At 68.4% G+C, this 18,750-nt stretch carries 18 protein-coding genes; 15 read left to right on the forward strand and 3 right to left on the reverse strand.

The genetic code is table 11. The annotated features are described in order from the left end of the window. Genes C7416_RS25655 through C7416_RS25675 form a run of 5 tightly spaced genes read left to right on the forward strand, consistent with a single transcriptional unit; the run spans position 1 to position 5,384 of the window. Positions 1 to 1,077 (forward strand): type II secretion system F family protein, encoded by a 1,077-nt coding sequence (locus tag C7416_RS25655; RefSeq protein WP_111521490.1) that lies wholly within the window; start codon positions 1 to 3, stop codon positions 1,075 to 1,077. Continuing rightward, positions 1,074 to 1,922 (forward strand): tetratricopeptide repeat protein, encoded by an 849-nt coding sequence (locus C7416_RS25660; RefSeq protein WP_111521491.1) that lies wholly within the window; start codon positions 1,074 to 1,076, stop codon positions 1,920 to 1,922. The genes C7416_RS25655 and C7416_RS25660 overlap by 4 nt, the downstream gene beginning before the upstream one ends. Continuing rightward, the gene (locus tag C7416_RS25665; protein ID WP_111521492.1) at positions 1,919 to 2,278 is read left to right on the forward strand and encodes a DUF3613 domain-containing protein; all 360 of its coding nucleotides are present in this window, start codon (positions 1,919 to 1,921) and stop codon (positions 2,276 to 2,278) included. The genes C7416_RS25660 and C7416_RS25665 overlap by 4 nt, the downstream gene beginning before the upstream one ends. Further along, positions 2,275 to 3,981 (forward strand): TadG family pilus assembly protein, encoded by a 1,707-nt coding sequence (locus tag C7416_RS25670; protein ID WP_111521493.1) that lies wholly within the window; start codon positions 2,275 to 2,277, stop codon positions 3,979 to 3,981. Before C7416_RS25665 ends, C7416_RS25670 begins: the two co-directional genes overlap by 4 nt. A 38-nt stretch (positions 3,982 to 4,019) precedes the next feature. Next, the gene (locus C7416_RS25675) at positions 4,020 to 5,384 is read left to right on the forward strand and encodes a sigma 54-interacting transcriptional regulator (protein ID WP_111521494.1); all 1,365 of its coding nucleotides are present in this window, start codon (positions 4,020 to 4,022) and stop codon (positions 5,382 to 5,384) included. Between the two features lie 12 nt (positions 5,385 to 5,396). Here C7416_RS25675 and C7416_RS25680 read toward each other — a convergent pair whose 3' ends face one another. After that, positions 5,397 to 5,753: a YgiW/YdeI family stress tolerance OB fold protein gene (locus C7416_RS25680; protein WP_111521495.1), complete on the reverse strand. Its 357-nt coding sequence runs from the start codon at positions 5,751 to 5,753 to the stop codon at positions 5,397 to 5,399. A gap of 135 nt (positions 5,754 to 5,888) precedes the next feature. On the opposite strand from C7416_RS25680, the gene C7416_RS25685 reads away from it, so the two are divergent. Both C7416_RS25685 and C7416_RS25690 read left to right on the forward strand, forming a co-directional pair. Continuing rightward, positions 5,889 to 7,037, forward strand: a complete 1,149-nt coding sequence (locus tag C7416_RS25685; protein ID WP_111521496.1) for an exonuclease SbcCD subunit D — start codon at positions 5,889 to 5,891, stop codon at positions 7,035 to 7,037. Beyond that, positions 7,034 to 10,096, forward strand: a complete 3,063-nt coding sequence (locus C7416_RS25690) for an AAA family ATPase (RefSeq protein WP_111521497.1) — start codon at positions 7,034 to 7,036, stop codon at positions 10,094 to 10,096. The genes C7416_RS25685 and C7416_RS25690 overlap by 4 nt, the downstream gene beginning before the upstream one ends. Positions 10,097 to 10,112: 16 nt before the next feature. Here the strand turns inward: C7416_RS25690 and C7416_RS25695 are convergent, their stop codons facing one another. After that, entirely contained in the window at positions 10,113 to 10,331 is a 219-nt protein-coding gene (locus tag C7416_RS25695; protein WP_111521498.1) for a hypothetical protein, read from the reverse strand. Between the two features lie 526 nt (positions 10,332 to 10,857). Here C7416_RS25695 and C7416_RS25700 point away from each other — a divergent pair. From C7416_RS25700 to C7416_RS25735, 8 genes are all read left to right on the forward strand, one after another. Further along, entirely contained in the window at positions 10,858 to 11,520 is a 663-nt protein-coding gene (locus C7416_RS25700; RefSeq protein WP_092316195.1) for a 3-oxoacid CoA-transferase subunit A, read from the forward strand. A 22-nt stretch (positions 11,521 to 11,542) separates the two neighbouring features. After that, positions 11,543 to 12,181 (forward strand): 3-oxoacid CoA-transferase subunit B, encoded by a 639-nt coding sequence (locus tag C7416_RS25705; protein WP_111521499.1) that lies wholly within the window; start codon positions 11,543 to 11,545, stop codon positions 12,179 to 12,181. A 42-nt stretch (positions 12,182 to 12,223) separates the two neighbouring features. Then, positions 12,224 to 13,426: a 3-oxoadipyl-CoA thiolase gene (pcaF, locus tag C7416_RS25710; RefSeq protein ID WP_111521500.1), complete on the forward strand. Its 1,203-nt coding sequence runs from the start codon at positions 12,224 to 12,226 to the stop codon at positions 13,424 to 13,426. A 194-nt stretch (positions 13,427 to 13,620) separates the two neighbouring features. Beyond that, positions 13,621 to 14,352, forward strand: a complete 732-nt coding sequence (locus tag C7416_RS25715) for an SDR family NAD(P)-dependent oxidoreductase (protein WP_062802297.1) — start codon at positions 13,621 to 13,623, stop codon at positions 14,350 to 14,352. A gap of 199 nt (positions 14,353 to 14,551) precedes the next feature. Further along, the gene (locus C7416_RS25720; RefSeq protein ID WP_111521501.1) at positions 14,552 to 15,559 is read left to right on the forward strand and encodes a Bug family tripartite tricarboxylate transporter substrate binding protein; all 1,008 of its coding nucleotides are present in this window, start codon (positions 14,552 to 14,554) and stop codon (positions 15,557 to 15,559) included. Between the two features lie 255 nt (positions 15,560 to 15,814). Further along, positions 15,815 to 16,486: a CsgG/HfaB family protein gene (locus C7416_RS25725; protein ID WP_111521546.1), complete on the forward strand. Its 672-nt coding sequence runs from the start codon at positions 15,815 to 15,817 to the stop codon at positions 16,484 to 16,486. Between the two features lie 42 nt (positions 16,487 to 16,528). Then, the gene (locus tag C7416_RS25730; protein ID WP_111521502.1) at positions 16,529 to 16,972 is read left to right on the forward strand and encodes a DUF4810 domain-containing protein; all 444 of its coding nucleotides are present in this window, start codon (positions 16,529 to 16,531) and stop codon (positions 16,970 to 16,972) included. Next, positions 16,969 to 17,625, forward strand: a complete 657-nt coding sequence (locus tag C7416_RS25735; RefSeq protein WP_111521503.1) for a DUF799 domain-containing protein — start codon at positions 16,969 to 16,971, stop codon at positions 17,623 to 17,625. Before C7416_RS25730 ends, C7416_RS25735 begins: the two co-directional genes overlap by 4 nt. 34 nt (positions 17,626 to 17,659) lie before the next feature. Here C7416_RS25735 and C7416_RS25740 read toward each other — a convergent pair whose 3' ends face one another. Beyond that, positions 17,660 to 18,706 carry a phytoene/squalene synthase family protein gene (locus C7416_RS25740; protein WP_111521504.1) on the reverse strand — a complete coding sequence of 349 codons (1,047 nt, stop codon included), beginning with the start codon at positions 18,704 to 18,706 and terminating at the stop codon, positions 17,660 to 17,662. Between the last annotated feature and the right edge of the window lie 44 nt (positions 18,707 to 18,750).

An 18,750-nucleotide genomic window follows, 5' to 3' on the forward strand; every position in this document is an offset into this window, starting at 1 on the left:
ATGGACCGCCTGACGCTGATCTCGCTGAGCCTGCTCATCGCCGCCTGCGGTGTCGGCGTGCTGGCCTTGCCGCTGCTGCGCGACTGGCGCCAGCGTCGGCTGTCGACCCGTACCATCGACGCCGCGCTGGCGCGCCAGCGCGCAATGGAAGCCGCGCAGAACGCACAGGCCGCCCAGGCCGCGCCCGCTGCCGCACCGCGTGCGCAGGGCGTGCCCGGCGTGCCGGGTACCGCGGGCGCGCGCGCGGCGGCCCACGCCGCGACCCCTGCGGCAGCGTCCGGCGTTGCCACCGCGCTCGGCGCCCAGCTGGGTGCGCGCGTGGGCGAGCGCTTCGATGCCCACTGGCTGGAATCGCGCCTTGGTCGCGCGGTGGTGACGCCGGAAGACCAGCAGCTGCTGGAGCAATGCGGCTGGTATGGCCTGCAGGCGCGCGTGCTGTTCGGCGTGCTGCGGCTGGGCCTGCCGCTGGCCTTGTCGGTGCTGGCGATGCTGTGGCATCTCGGCGCCAGTGCCTTCATGGTGGTGGCATGGGGCTTCGGCACCTTCGCCGTGGCCTACCTGGCGCCCAAGTGGTACCTGCGGCGCCGCGCCGCCGCGCGCCTGCGCATGGTCGACGACGAGCTGCCGGTGCTGATCGACATGCTGCGGTTGCTGCAGGGCGTGGGTTTGTCGATCGACCAGAGCCTGCAGGTCATCGTGGCCGAGTTCGGCAGCATGCTGCGCGTGCTGGGGCCGGAGCTGGCGCGCGCCAACCAGCAGTTCGCGTCGGGCCGCTCGCGCGAGCAGACCCTGCTGCGCATCGGCCGGCTGTTCGACAGCGAAGACCTGAAGAGCCTGATCACGCTGCTGACGCAGGTCGACAAGCATGGCGGCGCGGTACAGGAGCCGCTGCGCCAGTTCGGGCTGCGCATGCAGGAAGCGCGCAAGTCGCGCATGAAGGACGAGATCGGCCGCCTCACGGTCAAGATGACCGCGGTGATGGTGGTCAGCCTGTTGCCGGTGCTGCTGATCCTGACCGCGGGCCCCGGCTTTCTCGGGGTGATCCGCATGCTGGCAAACATGGGAGGAACGCGATGATGGGTTTCATGGCGCGCCCGGCCGCGTGCGTGCTGCTGACCGCGCTGGCCGCGCTGTCGGGGTGCGCCGCCGGCAACAACGGCGCCACGGCCATGCGCGAGCAGGCCGAGGCCCAGGTGGAACTGGCGAAGTTGCGCGACAAGACCGCGCGCGCAGAATACAGCGAACAGGCGGTCTACCTCGGCCTGATCCGCAAGATGCAGCAGGACGGCCTTTACTTTGCCTCGCTCGCGCATATCGAGGTCTATGTGCAGCGCTTCGGCACTGGCCCGGACATCCAGGTGATGCGCGCCGATGCGCTGCGCGAAACCGGACAGGACCAGGCCGCGATCGAGGCCTACCAGGCGCTGGCGGCCACCGCGAAGGGCGCGGAGGCCGCGCATGCGCACCACGGCCTTGGCCTGCTGGCCGGGCGCCAGGATGACTTTGCGCGCGCGGTCACGGAATTGCGCGCCGCCGCCGCGCTGGACCCGGTCAACGCCCGCATCGCCAGCGACCTGGGCTATGCGCTGATGCGCGCCGGCGCGCTGCAGGACGCGCGCGTGCCGGTGATGCAGGCGCTCGAGCTGGACGCGCGCAACCCACGCGTGATCAGCAACGCCGTGGTGTGGCTGATGGCCGATGGCAAGCGTGCCCAGGCCAACGCCATGATGCAGAAGGCCGCATTGCCTGAGCCCACGCGCAGCGCGATCCGCAAGGAAGCCGACCGCATCGCCCGCGCCGCCGCCGCGCGCGACCGCGCCGCGGCGCGCCCGGGCCAGCCCAAGCCAGTCTCCGCGCCCGCCGCCGTGGCGGTCGTGGCCAAGCCAATCGCCATCGCCGCGCAAGCCGGCGCTACACCATGACAGCCAATCTTCTTGTTGCCATCCGAAAGGGTGCCGCGTGCATCGCACTCTGCGCGTGGGCGCTGACCCCGCTTGCGCATGCGCAGGGCGACGCCACGCCGACCGAAGCCGCCGGCATGCCGCCGGCGCGGCCCGCGCAGCGCGAGATCGGCGCCGACACCCGCACGATCCTGGCGATCCAGCGCGAGGGCACGCAGGCCGGACCGCTGCTGCCGATGCACGGCGAACAGGCCGCGCTGGGCTACGAGCGTTACCTGAACAGCTTCCGCTTCGCGCTGCCCGAGTTCTACACCGGCCAGGCCAACGCCAGCACCACGCGCGCCGGCTCGGCCGGGCAGATGCTGGGCGGAAAATGAGCCTGCGCCAGCCGCCGGTGCCCCGCACCCGTCGCTCCGCACGCGGCGCCGTCAGCGTGATGGCGGCGGTGCTGATCGCCACCGTGGCGATCGCCGCGCTGGTGTCGATCGACGTCGGCCATGTGTTCATGCGCCAGCGGCAGCTGCAGAACATGGTGGACCTGGCGGCGATGTCGGCGGCGCAGCAACTCAAGCGGGCGGATAGCCCAACGATGGCTACCCCCGATCAAACGAATCTGAACAACGCCGTACTCGGTACCGTTGCCAACATCAGTGCGAAGAACGGATACCCGGCGGGCAGCGCGTTGGGTTGCGGCGAAGCTACGGGTGGCAAGGCTGATGCAATGATGGCTTGCCTGGGCATGTGGGATCCGGCTGTCAATGCCGCACCTCGTCATTTCACTTCGACCTATACAGCCGACAAGGAATCGCCCAATGCTGTGCGTGTGCAGGCCACGCAGACAGTGCCGATATTGTTTGTGTTACCGGGCGGTGCCGGGCGACAGTTGTATGCCGAAGCCGTTGCCAGTGGGAGCCCGCCGGTGGCCTCATTCTCGCTGGGGTCCGGCGTGTTGACTGCCGACACGGCGAAGAGCGTGCTGGCCCCACTTTTAGGCAATGCACTGGCTGCAAGTATCGATTGGAACGGGTTGCTGAATACGACGGTGACGCTAGACCAGTTGCGGATCCAGGCGAAGGCCGGCACCGTTCAGGGTCTGCTTGGCACGACAGTGGCATTGGCGGATTTTTATGCCTTGATACTTGAGGCAGCTGGTCGAAATCGAGTCGTGGACGCCTGGGTGTTGAATGTGCCGGCGAAGCTCGGCGCTGCCGCGGCGACAGTGCGGCTTGACCAACTGCTCGACCTGGATCTGCTCGCGCCGACCGGTTCATCCGCCGCACAAGTCGGGCTGAATGTGGCACAGCTGATTCTTGCGGGCGCACAAGTTGCCAGTGCCAATGCCGCCCTGTCGGCAACGGTGCCCGTACCGGCGCTACCGCTCGGGCTGGGGGGCGCCACGGCCAGCTTGAAGGTAATCTCACCACCTGTGACCGCGGTTGGGCCGGCACGGCAACTGTCCGACGGTTCGTGGCAGACGTCGGCAAACACCTCGCAAGTCAGCCTGAAGGTGAGTGCGGAGATCAATGTCGGTGCGCTTGCACCGCTAGCCAATATCAAGCTGAACTTGCCCTTGCATATCAGCGTAGGCAAAGCCCGAGCCAACCTGAAGGCGTTGCAGTGCGCTGCCAGGCCCGAGGACCGCCTGGCAATCCTGGAGGTCAAGCCCAGCGTACTCACGGTTTGCATGACGGATCAATGCACAGCTTCTAAGGTTTCTATAGGTCAAGCCTCGGCTCTTACCATACCGTTGCTAGACCTCGTTGTCGTTGATGATCCCAAGACGCGCAGCATCGGCCAGGAAGTAACTGATGTTGCGCTGGCACCGGGCGGGCACAAATCGCTGCAGTCTGACACGCCGCTCACCGGAATCCTCACGCAGGTGCTGGCACTCAAAGTCGCCCCAGAGGTAATGGGAGTGCAAGTGTTGCCGACGATGGACTTCAGTGCAATTCTCTTGCCCGTCATCGCTCCGCTAGACACGTTGCTGACTTCGTTGTTGCTAAGTCTCGGCATCCGGCTCGGCAACGCCGACCTCTGGGTCCACAGCATCGATTGCAACAACGCTGAACTGGTGTACTGAGCCATGATCGCGCCAAACCGCCTGATGGCAGAAACAGAATGAAGACAGACCGCTGGGCCTACGAAAACCTTGAAGTCTATGTGTGGGAAGGCAAGTACGAGATTGCCGACCGCGTCACGCGTTTCCTGGCGCCGCTGGGCGTGGACGTAATCCGCGCCGGCGCGCTCGAGGCCTTGCCGGCCGAGCCGCGCCTGAAGCCGTGCATCGCGGTGATCAGCGTGTCGGTGATCGGCGCCGCGCGCTTCTCGCTCGACTGGGAGGCCGCGCATGGCATGCCGGTGATCTGGGTGGCCGGGCCGGGGCGCGAGACCGACCCGGGGCGCTTTCCGCCGGAGTACGCGCATATCCTCGCCGATGACTTTACCGGCGCCGACCTGCGCAGCCAGATCGGCAAGCTGCTGCCGCAGCTGCTCGCCACCGAGGCCACCGGCGAGCGCGAGGCCGACCTGGTGGCCGGCTCGCCGGCGATGCGCCAGCTGCTGCAGCATGTGGAAACTTTTGCCGACTTCGGCAGCAATGTGATGCTGTACGGCGAAACCGGCGCGGGCAAGGAGCGCATCGCGCGCCTGTTCCATGAGCGCAACGGCACCTACGGCAAGGGCCCGTTCGTCGCGGTCAACTGCGGCGCGATTCCCGACGGGCTGTTCGAGTCGCAGTTCTTCGGCCACGCCAAGGGCGCGTTTACCGGGGCCTCGTTCGCGCATCGCGGCTACTTCGAGCAGGCCAACGGCGGCACGCTGTTTCTCGACGAGATCGGCGACTTGCCGCTGTTCCAGCAGGTCAAGCTGCTGCGCGTGCTGGAAGAGAACGTGATCACCCGGCTGGGCTCGACGCTGGCGGTCAAGCTGGATTTCCGGCTGGTCGCGGCGACCAACAAGGACCTGCGCGATGCGGTGCGGCAGGGGCGCTTCCGCGCCGACCTGTTCTTCCGCCTGGCGGTGATCGAGATGCGCATCCCCAGCCTGGAAGAGCGCGGCCCGGCCGACAAGGTGGCGCTGCTGCAGTCGTTCCTGCGCCATATGCTGGGCGCCTCCGGCTATGACGCCTTGCCGCCGATGCCGGACTGGCTCAAGGGCGCGGTCGGCACCGCCTACTTCACCGGCAACGTGCGCGAGCTGCGCAACCTGGCCGAGCGCGTCGGCATCACCGTGCAGCAGACCGGGCACTGGGACGAGGAGCGCATCCGGCCGCTGTTCCGCGCGCTGCATCCGGGCGCCTTCGATGGCGGCGAGCGCGCCGACCTGCGCGGCGACATGGAAGAACGGCGCCGCATCCTGGCCGCGCTCGACGCCAACGGCTGGCGGCGGCAGGACACGGCGGCCAGCCTGGGCATCAGCCGCAAGGTGCTGTGGGAAAAAATGCGCAAGTACCAGATCGCCGACAGCGAGGCCGAGCCGGCCTGAGCGCCGCGCGCATCAGGGCAGGCGGATCTCCTTCACGTCGAAGTGCGATTCGCCGATCAGTTCCTTGTCGTATTCGCCGACCAGTTCCACCGTGGTCTGCGCGTCCACCGGCTTCTGCGCGGGCCAGGTCCTGGCCTTGATCTTCACCTTGATCTGGCCGGTGCCGTCCGAGAACAGGTAGCGCTCGTCGCCGACGCTGCTGACGATCTTGCCGCGCAGCACGGCCTGCTGGTCGTCCTTGCCGTCGGCCTGCAGCGCCTTGACGGTCATCACGGGCACTGTGGAGGGCCCGGTGTACTGGGCGCTGGCGCCGGCTGCGCCCAGGCCCAGCGCCAGTGCGAGGGTGGTGGTGGTCAGGATGCGTTTCATGTGCGTTCTCCGTTGAGAGGGATCGAGGGGCGACTGCGGCCATGATGCGCGCGTCCGCCTGAACCGGTGCTGAACAGGTGGCGGCCTGCGACGCATTATGATGCGGGTTTCGCCGATACTTCAACGGATCCCGGATTGCGTTTCCTTCACACCGCCGACTGGCATCTCGGCCGCCTCTTCCATGCGCGCAGCCTGCTGGAAGACCAGGCCCACCTTCTCGACCAGTTTGTCGAACTGGTCCGCGCCGAGCGCCCGGATGCGGTGCTGATTGCCGGCGACGTCTATGACCGCGCCGTGCCGCCGCCCGAGGCGGTGGCCCTGCTCGACGACGTGCTCGGCCGCATCGTGGTCGATGCCGGCGTGCCGGTGGTGATGATCGCGGGCAACCACGACAGCGCCCAGCGGCTGGAATTCGGCGCGCGCCTGATGCGCGCGCAGGGCCTGCACGTGGCCGGCCGCACGCTGGCCGAGGCCAGTTGCGTGAGCCTGCACGATGCGCACGGCGAAGTCCGCGTCTATGCGTTGCCATATGCCGAGCCCGCCGTGGTGCGCGATGCGACCGGCACCGACATGCCGTCGCACGAAGCCGCGTTGCGCGCGCAGCTCGATGCCATCCGCGCGATCCATCCGCCGGGCGTGCGCGCGGTGGTGGTGGGCCATGCCTTCGTGGTGGGCGGCGCGGCCAGCGAATCGGAGCGGCCGCTGTCGGTGGGCGGCAGCGGCGCGGTAGCCGCGGAGCTGTTCGCCGGCTTCGATCTGGTCGCGCTGGGCCACCTGCACCGGCCGCAGACGCTGGGCGGCGGACGCATCCACTATGCTGGCTCGCTGCTGAAATACTCGCTGTCGGAATGCGCGCACCAGAAGTCCGTCTCGCGCATCGAGCTGGACGCGGACGGGACCGTCGCCATCACGCCGCTGACGCTGCAGCCGCTGCGCGACGTGCGCGTGCTCGAGGGCGAGCTGGCACAGTTGCTGGTCGCCGGTGCCGAGGACCCGCGGCGCGACGACTACATCCACGCGCGCCTGACCGATTCCGGCGCGCTGCTGGACCCGATGGCCCGGCTGCGCCAGGTCTATCCCAACGCGCTCGCGATCGAGCGCACGGTGCTGGCGCGCACCGGCATGGCGTCGGAAGCGGGGCGCAAGTTGCGCCAGCTGGGCACCGGCGAGCTGTTCGCCAGTTTCTTCCGCGAGGTGGCCGATGCCGAGCTGGACCCGGACCAGCGTGCCGCGCTCGACCAGGTGCTGGCGGGCATCGCCGCGGCGGAACGGGAGTCGGCATGAGACCGCTGCACCTGACGCTGCAGGCGTTCGGCCCCTTTGCCGCGACCGAGGAGATCGATTTCACGCGGCTGGGCGAGCAGGCCTTCGTGCTGATCCATGGTCCCACCGGCGCGGGCAAGACCACGCTGCTCGATGCCATCTGCTTTGCGCTGTACGGCGACACCTCCGGCGGCGAGCGCAGCGCGCAGGCGATGCGCAGCGCCAATGCGGCGGCGGGCTTGCGCACCGAGGTGACGCTGACCTTCAGCCTGGGCGCGCAGCGCTGGCGCGTGGTGCGTTCGCCGGTGCAGGAACGGCCCAAACAGCGCGGCGAGGGCTGGGTCACCGAGCCGGCCAGGGCGCAGCTGGACCTGCACGACGGCAACGGCTGGGTCAGCAAGGCCAGCCAGCCGGGCAAGGTCAGCGATGCCGTGCGCGACCTGCTGGGTTTCGACAGCGCGCAGTTCCGCCAGGTCATCGTGCTGCCGCAGGGACGCTTTCGCGAACTGCTGACCGCCAGCTCGCAGGCGCGGCAGGCCATCCTGGAACGGCTGTTCCGCACCGAGCTGTACCGCCGCGTGGAAGAGCTGCTGAAGACCGAGGCCGCCGGCATCCGGCGCGACGCCGAGCGCATCACGATCCAGCGCGACGAAGCGTTGCGGCAGGCCGGCGTGGAATCGGCACAAGCGTTGGCGGACGGCATCGCGGCCATGCAGGCCGAGCTGCAGGCGCTGCAAGGCCAGGAGCAGGGCGCACGCGCCGCGCAAGCCGCTGCGCAGGCCGCGCTTGCGGCGGGCGAGCAGGTGGCCGCGCGCTTGCTGGAGCGCCAGCAGGCGCAAGCGGCCCATGCCGCGCTGCTGGCGCGGCAGCCCGCCATCGACGAACAGCGCGGTCGCTTGCAGGCGGCCCAGCGCGCCGCGCGCGTGATGCCGTCGGTGCAGGCCGCACAGGCGGCGCAGCGCGATCACGCCGCCGGCGCTGCGGCATTGGCGCAGGCGACAGAACACGCCGCGCGCGCTGGCCAACGAGCCACGCAGGCCGCCGCGGCCTTGCAGGCGCAGGTGCAGCAGGCCGACGTCCGCCAGGCCGCACAGCGCCGTGTGACGCAACTGGAAGCAATGCTGCCGCGCGCGCAGCGGCTGGGGGCGTTGCAGCGCGCCTTGCACGAGGCCGAAGCCAGGCAAACCACCGCCGCCACCGCACGCGAGCGCGCCTTGGCGCAGGTCGAGACATGCCGCGCCGCCGCCGTGGCCGCCGAATCGGCACTGGGACAGGCACAGCTCGCCGCGGCGCAGGCACAGGCAACCGCCTTGCAGCTGGCCGCGCTGCAGGAGCGCGCGCGGCAATTCGAACGGTACCGGCAGGCGGCGCATGCGCTGGACGCCGCGAACACGCAGGCCGCCGGGCATGCGCAGGCCGAACAGCAGGCGCTGCATCAGCGCGACCGCTGCCGAAACGCGCTGGCCGAAGCCGAAGCCGCGTGGCGCGCCGGCCAGGCCGCGCGCCTGGCGCAGACGCTGGCGTCTGGCGATGCCTGCCCGGTCTGCGGCAGCACCGCGCATCCCGAGCCGGCCCGGCACGTAGCACAGCCGCTGTCGGACCTGGCACTGGAGGCCGCGCGCCAGGCTCTGCTGGAAGCGGAGGCCGATGCCGTGCGCTGTGCCGGCCAGCACCAGGCCGCGCAACTGGCGATCGCACAGGCACGCGAGCGGCTGGAAGAACTGGCCGCCGCACTGGGCGATGCCAGCGAGGCAGCGGCCGCCGGCGTCAACGCTGACATCGAAGCGCGGCAAGCGGCGCTGGCACAGCAGCGGCAGGCCGCGGCAAGCCTGGCGCAGCGCGAAGCCGCGATCGCGACCTCGCGCGCGGCGCGCGACAGCGCCGAAGCCGCGCAACGCGATGCCGTTGCCGCCGCCGATGCCGCCGCGCAGGCACTGGCGCACTGCCGCGGCGAATGGCAGGCCGAGAGCGCGCAGGTCCCAGAGGACTCGCGCGATCCGGTAGCGCTGAACGAGGCACTGCGCCAGGCGCAGGCCGCGCTGGCAGGGTTGGAGCAGGCGTTGGTCACGGCGCAGGCCGCCGAAAGACAGGCCGCAGCTGAGGATGCGGGTGCGCAGGCCGCGCTGGTGTCGGCACGGCAGTCGCAGGCGCAGAGCGCCGAACGCCTGGCCAACGCCGACGCGGCCTTGGCGCAGGCGCTCGCGCAGCAGGGCTTTGCCGATACGCGGGCGCACGCCGACGCCTGCCTGGACGATGACGCGATGCAAGCGCTCGACGCCATGCTGCGCACGTTCGATAGCCAGCTGGCCGCCGCCGCGGACCGGCGCGAACGCGCGGAAGCTGCCGCGCAAGCGCTCGATGCGCCTGACCTGGATGGGCTGCGCGCGGCGCTGGCGGCTTCGGCGGCGATGGTGGAAGAACTGGTGCGACAGCAGGCCGAGCGCGCCCGTTCCCGCGACGCGCTGCTGCAATGTCAGCAGCGGCTGCAGCAGCTGGACCAGGCAGGTCGCGACATCGAAGCCCGCTTTGCCGTGCTGGGCCGGCTGGCCGAAGTGGCCAATGGCAACAACCCGCGCCGCATGACGTTCCAGCGCTTCGTCCTGGCCACGCTGCTAGACGAGGTGCTGGAAGCCGCCTCCGCGCGCCTGCTGGCGATGAGCCGCGGCCGCTATGTGCTGCAGCGTGTGCGCGAGCAGGCCGACCAGCGCAGCGCCGGCGGTCTCGATATCGAAGTGTTCGACCACGACACCGGCGCGGCGCGCCCGGCCAATACGCTGTCAGGCGGTGAAGGTTTCCTCGCGTCGCTGTCGCTGGCGCTGGGCCTGGCCGACGTGGTGCAGTCGCGCGCGGGCGGCATCCAGCTCGACACGCTGTTCGTCGACGAAGGCTTCGGCACGCTGGATCCCGAAAGCCTGGACTTCGCGCTGCGCACGCTGCTCGACCTGCAGCAGGCAGGGCGCCTGGTCGGGATCATCTCGCACGTGACCGAGTTGCGCGAGCGCATCGACGTGCGGCTGGAAGTGCGGCCCGGCACGGGCGGCAGTCGCGTGCTTTTGACCGGGGTGCCGGTAGCGGCCTAGACGGAGAAGGGCAGGGTCAGGCGACGACGGCCTGGCGGCAACGGATCGCCATCACCTGCGCCTCGAACGCGCGGGCAGCCGAACGGGCCAGGCGCGCGCGGCGCGATAGCGGCAATGCGGGAGTCAGTGTGGCGGGGTGACGATCCAATGCCCAGGCACTGCGTGTGACATGCAGGATGCGCGCGAGCGCTGCTGCATGGGGCGTGGAAGAAAACGGGACGTTGGCGATGGCCATGATGACGGGCTCCTCGTTCTTGTGTGTTGCCAGGCGAGGCCGGCTCAGCCGGGTGGTCCGGAGGCTGCTGTGCGGCGCTGCCTTGTTCTGCTTCAACGATAGGCAGGGCCGGCGTCGCACCATATCCCGCGCGAGCCGATTGTGATGTCGGCTCTGTCCTACACAGAGGGTGTCGGCGTCACCTTGCGCGCTGATCGCACAAACTGGTTGGCCGACCGCCCGGTCGGCTTGACCGTCGCCGACGGCCAGGTGTAATCTGTTCATTCTGCGAATTCAAGTTCGTATATCGAACATTTCGGTCTGCCCGGGTTTTTTCCCGGCTTAGCCGAAGGTCCGATCGACGAGTGCCTGGTCCACTGCGGCCAATGCAGAGCACGCGCAGACTGCTGGACTCGTTCACCGGGCAGGCCACGCCGCCCGCCGCAACGGACATCCTTCCGGCAGGACTACCGGAGACCGTCTTTCATGCGCCGCGGCTTGCGGCCCGCTCCGGTAAGCCTGGCGGATCTTCCGACCTGGAACGCAAGTGATCAACAAGCTATACGACTCGGTGGAAGCGGCAGTTGCCGGCATCCACGACGGCGCCACCATCCTGACCGGCGGCTTCGGCCTGGCAGGCATGCCCGCGGAACTGATCGACGCGCTGATCGCGCAGGGCGCGCGCGACCTTACCATCGTCAACAACAATGCCGGCAATGGCGACACCGGGCTGGCCGCGCTGCTGAAGACCAAGCGCGTGCGCAAGATCATCTGCTCGTTCCCGCGCCAGGCGGATTCCTACGTGTTCGATTCGCTCTACCACGCCGGCGAGATCGAGCTGGAGCTGGTGCCGCAGGGCAACCTGGCCGAGCGCATCCGCGCCGCCGGCGCCGGCATCGGCGGCTTCTTCACCCGCACCGCCTATGGTACGCCGCTGGCCGAAGGCAAGGAAACCCGCATCATCGACGGCCAGGGCTATGTGTTCGAAACCCCGATCCACGCCGACTTCGCACTGATCAAGGCCGATACCGCCGACCGCTGGGGCAACCTGACCTACCGCAAGACCGCGCGCAACTTCGGCCCGATCATGGCGATGGCCGCCAAATGCGCGATCGTGCAGGTCAGTCGCGTGGTCGAGCTGGGCGAGATGGATCCCGAGCACATCGTCACGCCGGGCCTGTTCGTCAAGCGTGTCGTCAAGGTCGCCTGAGCGCGAATACAGGAGAAACAGCATGCAACGCCTGACCCGCGATCAGATGGCCGCCCGCGTGGCCAAAGACATTCCCGACGGTGCCGTGGTCAACCTCGGCATCGGCCTGCCCACCCTGGTCGGCAACCATCTGCCGGCCGACAAGGAAATCCTGCTGCACAGCGAGAACGGCCTGCTCGGCATGGGCCCCGCGCCCGCCGCCGGTGAAGAGGACGGCGACCTGATCAACGCCGGCAAGCAGCCGGTGACGATCAAGCCGGGCGGCTCGTACTTCCACCACGCTGATTCGTTCGCGATGATGCGCGGCGGCCATCTCGACTTCTGCGTGCTGGGCGCGTTCCAGGTGTCGCAGCAGGGCGACCTGGCCAACTGGCACACCGGCGCACCGGGCGCCATCCCCGCCGTGGGCGGCGCGATGGACCTGGCGATCGGCGCCAAGCAGGTGTTCGTGATGATGGAGCACCTGACCAAGCAGGGCGAAAGCAAGATCGTGCCGAAGTGCACCTATCCGCTGACCGGCATTGGCTGCGTGACGCGCATCTACACTGACCTGGCCACGCTCGACGTCACCGCCGACGGCCTGGTCGCGCGCGACCTGGTCGAGGGCCTGAGCTTTGACGAACTGCAGCGCCTGACCGGCGTGCCCCTGAAGCAGGCCTGAGCGCCGGCATCGACATCCATCACAACGAGAGAGAGACGCACCATGACCGAAGCCTTTATCTGCGACGCCATCCGCACCCCCATCGGCCGCTACGGCGGCAGCCTGTCCGCGGTGCGCGCGGACGACCTCGGCGCGGTGCCGCTGAAGGCGCTGATGGCCCGCAACGCCAACGTCGACTGGAAGGCCATCGACGACGTGATCTACGGCAACGCCAACCAGGCCGGCGAGGACAACCGCAACGTGGCGCGCATGTCGTCGCTGCTGGCGGGCCTGCCGCAGGACGTGCCGGGCGCCACCATCAACCGCCTGTGCGGCTCCGGCATGGACGCCACCGGCACCGCCGCGCGCGCGATCAAGGCCGGCGAGGCCCACCTGATGATCGCCGGCGGCGTGGAAAGCATGAGCCGCGCCCCGTTCGTGATGGGCAAGGCCACCAGCGCGTTCTCGCGCGATGCGCAGATCTTCGACACCACCATCGGCTGGCGCTTCATCAACCCGGCCATGCGCGCGGCCTACGGCGTGGACTCGATGCCCGAGACCGCCGAGAACGTCGCCACCGACTACAAGATCAGCCGCGAAGACCAGGACCTGATGGCGCTGCGCAGCCAGGAAAAGGCCTCGCGCGCGCAGGCCGACGGCACGCTCGCACAGGAAATCACCGCGGTCACGATTCCGCAGAAGAAGGGCGATGCCATCGTGGTCGAGCGCGACGAACATCCGCGCGCCACCAGCATGGAAGCGCTGGCCAAGCTGCGCGGCGTGGTCCGTGCTGACGGCACCGTCACCGCCGGCAATGCCTCGGGCGTGAACGACGGCGCCTGCGCGCTGCTGCTGGCGAGCGAAGCCGGCATCAAGCAACACGGCCTGACCCCGCGCGCGCGCATCGTCGGCATGGCCACCGCCGGCGTGGCGCCGCGCGTGATGGGCATCGGCCCGGCACCGGCAACGCAGAAGCTGCTGAAGCAACTGGGCATGACGCTGGACCAGATCGACGTGATCGAGCTGAACGAAGCCTTCGCCGCGCAAGGCCTCGCCGTGCTGCGCGAACTGGGCATCGCCGACGACGACAAGCGCGTCAATCCCAACGGCGGCGCGATCGCGCTGGGCCACCCGCTCGGCATGAGCGGCGCGCGCCTGGTCACCACCGCGATGTACCAGCTGCATCGCACCGGCGGCCGCTTCGCGCTGTGCACGATGTGCATCGGCGTGGGGCAGGGTATTGCGATGGTGATCGAGCGCGTCTAAGCGCGGCGGTTGTGAATTGCTGAGTGTTGTCTCCCCTCTCCCGCTTGCGGGAGAGGGGCCGGGGGAGAGGGCAGGCGCAGGTCAAGCACGACAAGCCTGCACTCCGTGGCGGCTCCCGCCCTCTCCCCAACCCTCTCCCGCAAGCGGGAGAGGGGAGCAGGACAGCGGTAGTTTTTATTGAGTGAGTCCCAAAGATGTCCCTCCCCGTAGCCACCCTCGTTACCGGCGGCAGTTCCGGCATCGGCCGCGCCATCTGTGAAATGCTGCTGGCCGATGGCGTGACCCAGGTGGTCAATGTCGACTACGCCGAGCCGGCGTGGTCGCACCCCAACCTGAGCTTCTTCCAGGCCGACCTGACCGATGCCGAGGCCACCCGCGCCGTGGCCGCGCAGGTGACGTCGCGCTTCGCCGTCACGCGCCTGGTCAACAACGCCGGCGCCACGCGCCCCGGCACCGCCGACACCGCCACCGTCGCTGACCTGGACTACGTAACGGGGCTGCACCTGCAGGCCACCCTGCTGCTGACGCAGGCGTGCCTGCCGGCGATGCGCGCCGCGGGCTTCGGCCGCATCGTCAACATGGCGTCGCGCGCGGCGCTGGGCAAGGCAGAACGCGTGGTGTATTCCGCCACCAAGGCCGGCCTGATCGGCATGACCCGCACGCTGGCGATGGAACTGGGCGGCGACGGCGTGACCGTCAACGCCGTGGCGCCGGGCCCGATCGCCACCGAGCTGTTCCGCAAGAGCAATCCGGAAGGCGCCGAACAGACCAAACGCATCCTCGCCAGCATCACCGTCAAGCGCATGGGCACGCCCGAGGACGTGGCACGTGCCGCGCTGTTCTTCCTGTCGCCCGACAACGGCTTCGTCACCGGCCAGGTGCTGTACGTGTGCGGCGGCACCACGCTGGGCGTTGCGCCGGTGTAAAGACCGGCCGGCCTGCGCGATTCAAGCATTCAACAAGAAGAGACGTTAACCAAGCGTCACGCATGGCGGCCCATAAGCGGGCCGCCCACCGGAAGCGCGCGTGTGCGCGCTCCGTTCGGGAACGGCAATCACGCCATTCAGCACAACCTCCCGCGGTACCCGATCACCGCCGGAACGACATAGCACCGGAGCTTTACCGATGAGACAAGATTCCCAGACCTCCACCACGCGCCGCCGCCTGCTTGCCGCCGGCGTGGCACTGGCCACCACCCTCGCCGGCTTCGCCGGCGCGGCCCATGCGCAGGGCGGCTATCCGACCAAGCCGATCACGCTGATCGTGCCGTTCTCGGCCGGCGGCACCACCGACATCCTGGCCCGCATCGTCGGCCTGCAGCTGGGCAAGGCGCTCGGCCAGCCGGTGGTGATCGACAACCGTCCGGGCGCGGGCGGCAACATCGGCGCCTCGTTGGCCGCCAAGGCCCCAGGCGACGGCTACACGCTGTTCATGGGCACCATCGGCACCCACGCCATCAACCAGTCGCTGTACTCCAAGCTGCCGTACGACCCGGTCAAGGACTTCGCGCCGATCAGCCGCGTGGCGATGGTGCCGAACCTGGTGGTGGCCAATCCCAAGGTACCGGTCAACAACATCAAGGAACTGATCGCCTACGTCAAGGCCAACCCGGACAAGCTGTCGTACGGCTCGTCGGGCAGCGGCTCGTCGATGCACCTGTCGGGCGAACTGTTCAACTCGATGACCGGCCTGCATATCCAGCACATCCCGTACAAGGGCAGCGCCCCGGCCGTCAACGACCTTCTGGGCAACCAGATCGGCCTGATGTTCGACAACATGCCGTCGTCGTACCCGCACGTGAAGGCAGGCAAGCTGCGCGCGCTGGCGGTGACCTCGGCCAAGCGCTCGCCGGCGCTGCCCAACGTGCCGACCGTGGCCGAATCGGGCGTGCCCGGCTATGAAGCCACCTCGTGGTTCGCGCTGTACGCCACCGGCGGCACGCCGCAGGCCATCGTCGACCGCCTCAACGCCGAAATGGTCAAGATCCTGGCCATGCCGGACGTGAAGAAGCAGATGGCCGACCAGGGCGCCGAGCCCAACCCGGAAAAGCCGGCCCAGCTGGCCGCGTTCATGAAGTCGGAAACGGCGAAGTGGGCGAAGGTGGTGAAGGCTTCGGGGGCGACGGTGGATTGAGTCTCCGCCAGCCTTTGCTGTCCGCAGCATCGAACCGGCCCCTGGGCCGGTTTTTTTTCGCCTGCCGCCGCTAAGGATCTGCCAATTCCTGCCGTAACACAGGACTGCGATCCGTGTATCCGCCGCGCCAGCCTGTTGACCCAGATTGACTTTCCTTCGCAGGACACGGTGTAGCATGGCGCGCCGCGGGCCGCCATGGCGCGCCCGGACCATGGCATCCGCTCAATCACAACAGGGAGAAACCAAGTGAAGACCATGAAATCGTGCTGCCTGCTCGGCGCGGCCGCTGCCGCGCTGCTGCTGGCAGGCTGCGCCACCGAGACCTCGACCGCCTTGCCGGTGCAGAAGGTGGAAAGCGCCAGCCGGCCATATAACGGCGTGCGCACGCCGATCGCCGTCGGCAAGTTCGACAACCGCTCCAACTACATGCGCGGCGTGTTCTCGGACGGCATCGACCGCCTGAGCGGGCAGGCCAAGACCAGCCTGGTGACCCATCTGCAGCAGACCAACCGCTTCAATGTGCTGGAGCGCGAGAACCTGGCCGAGATCAAGCGCGAGGCGGCGATCAAGAACCAGGCACAACGCCTCAAGGGCGCTGACTATGTGGTGACCGGCGATATCACCGAGTTCGGCCGCAAGGAAGTCGGCGACGTGCAGCTGTTCGGCATCCTGGGCCGCGGCCGCGAGCAGGTGGCCTATGCCAAGGTCAATCTCAACATCGTCAACATCAACACCTCGGAAGTCGTGTATGCCACGCAAGGCGCGGGCGAATACAAGCTGTCGAACCGCGAGGTGATCGGCTTTGGCGGCACGGCCAGCTACGACTCGACGCTCAACGGCAAGGTCATGGACCTGGCCATGCGCGAGGCCGTGAACAACCTGGTCAGCGCCATCGAAACGGGCGCCTGGAAGCCGGCCCAGCAGTAAGCGCGCGGTCGCGTCGCTGAGTCCAACGCAACGAGAACAACAATGATGAACACGGTCATGCTGCATCGCGCAGCATTATTGTCGGCCGCCGGCAGCATCCTGCTTGCCGGCTGCGCGGCGCCCAAGCCCATGTACCAGTGGGAGGGCTACCAGACGCAGGTCTACGAGTATTTCAAGGGCGAATCCAGGGAGGCGCAGATCACGGCCCTAGAGGGCGGGCTGCAGAAGATCCAGGCGCAGAGCGGATCGGTGCCACCGGGCTATCACGCCCAGCTTGGCTTGCTGTACCTGAACATCGGCAAGGGCGACCAGATGATCAAGGAATTCCAGACCGAGAAGACGCTGTTTCCGGAATCGGCGCCTTATATGGATTTCCTGCTCAGGAACATGAAGAGCGACACCCGCACCGAGATCAAGACCGGTGCCGCCGCCGGCAAGGACGCTGCCACCGCCAGTACTGCCAGCACCGCAGGGAGCCCCCAATGATGCGCCGACTCCTCACCTATCTCGCGGGCGTGACCATCGTCATGCTGTTCGCTGGCTGCGCCGTGCCGACCAAGCAGGTGGATTACGCCGCTTTCAAGGCCATCCGGCCGCGCTCGATCGTGGTATTGCCGCCGCAGAATACGTCGCCGGACATCAAGGCCACCTACGCCATGCTGTCGCAAGCCACCTTCCCGCTGGCGGAATCGGGCTACTACGTGCTGCCCGTGGCCGTGGTCGATGAAACCTTCCGGCAGAACGGACTGACGATTCCGGACGAGATCCATGCCGTGCCGGTGGCCAAGCTGCACGAGATCTTTGGCGCCGATGCCGCGCTGTACGTCACCGTGACCGACTACGGATCGAAGTACCAGATCCTCAGCAGCGTGACCCGGGTAGCGGCAAATGCCAAGCTGGTCGACCTGAAGAACGGCGACGTGCTGTGGTCCGGCACCGCGGTGGCTGCCACCGACAGCTCCAGCAGCGGCGGCGGCCTGATCGGCATGCTGATCAGCGCGGCCATCACGCAGGCGATGAACCATTCGATGGACGCCAGCTACGCCGTGGCGGGCAGCACCAGCTACCGGCTGCTGGCAGCGGGCCAGCCCGGCGGCATCCTGTACGGGCCGCGCTCGCCGAAATACCAGTCGGACTGAGTTGTCTGATCCAGGCGGCACAACACGTGCCGCCTTAGCCGATGATGGCAGCGATATCGCGCTTCTGGCGAGCAAACCAGAGCCGCAACAGCCGGTTCGACAGCACCGCCGGCAGCGAGCCCGCCAGGATCCGGTAGACCCCGCTGCGGGGCAGCCGCGACGCCCTGGCGGGATCGAGCCAGTCGTCATTGCGCACCAGGCGCTTCAGCGTCTCCATGCCAATCAGCACCGGCCACAGGCACGCCAGCCGCAGCCTGACGAAGCGCGCCGGGATGGCCAGCGTATAGGCCAGCGCCTGTTCGAAGTGCTTCAGCGTGAAGCGCACCAGCTCGAACATCAGCGGGCGCGCTAGCGTGGAGGCGTCCGGGCGCAGCAGGTCCTGCGGCTGCAGACCGTGCCGCTCCAGCATCGTCTCGGGCAGGTAGCAGCGCCCGATGCGCAAATCCTTGCCGCAATCGCGCAGCACGTTGGTCATCTGCAGCGCCTTGCCGAAGCGGACACCGCGGCGCAGCATGTCGTCGACATTGCCGATGGCGCCGGGCATGTGGGCGGCAGCCATGCGGGTCCAGAACTCCCCCACGCAGCCTGCGACCAGGTAGGTGTAGCGGTCTAGCTCTTCCACCTCGCGCAGCGCGACGATGCGCCCCGCGCGTTCATCGGGGAACGTGCGCAGGTCGAATTCCATCCCTTCGGTCAGCGTCGACACGATCTGCCGTACCGCGCTGCGGTCTGCCGGCTCCAGTTGCGCCAGCACCGCCAGCGCGTGTGCAAGCGACTCGAGCAGGATGCGTTCGTCGGACTGCTCCTGCCGGCTTGCCACTTCCGCGGCGAAGTCGGGAATCGATGCCGCCCCGGCATGCGCGCCGTTGACCTGCTCGCGCAGCGACAACAGCAATGCCAGCCGCCGTTCCGGAGCGATCAGCGCGGTATCCGCAATGGTGTCCGCGGCGCGTGCAAGCAGGTAGGCCAGCCCGACCGGGTCTCGCATGCGTGCGGGCAGCACGCGCAGCGTCAGGTAGAACGAACGCGACACGCCTTTGAGCAGCGGACCGAGGAGGAATTCCCGGCTGGTGTCGCGCATGGGTGGTGACCTGTCCCTTGAGAAATTGGCGTGGATGCGCCCGC

This window comes from Cupriavidus phytorum, assembly GCF_003254285.1.
GTDB classification, from domain to species: domain Bacteria; phylum Pseudomonadota; class Gammaproteobacteria; order Burkholderiales; family Burkholderiaceae; genus Cupriavidus; species Cupriavidus phytorum.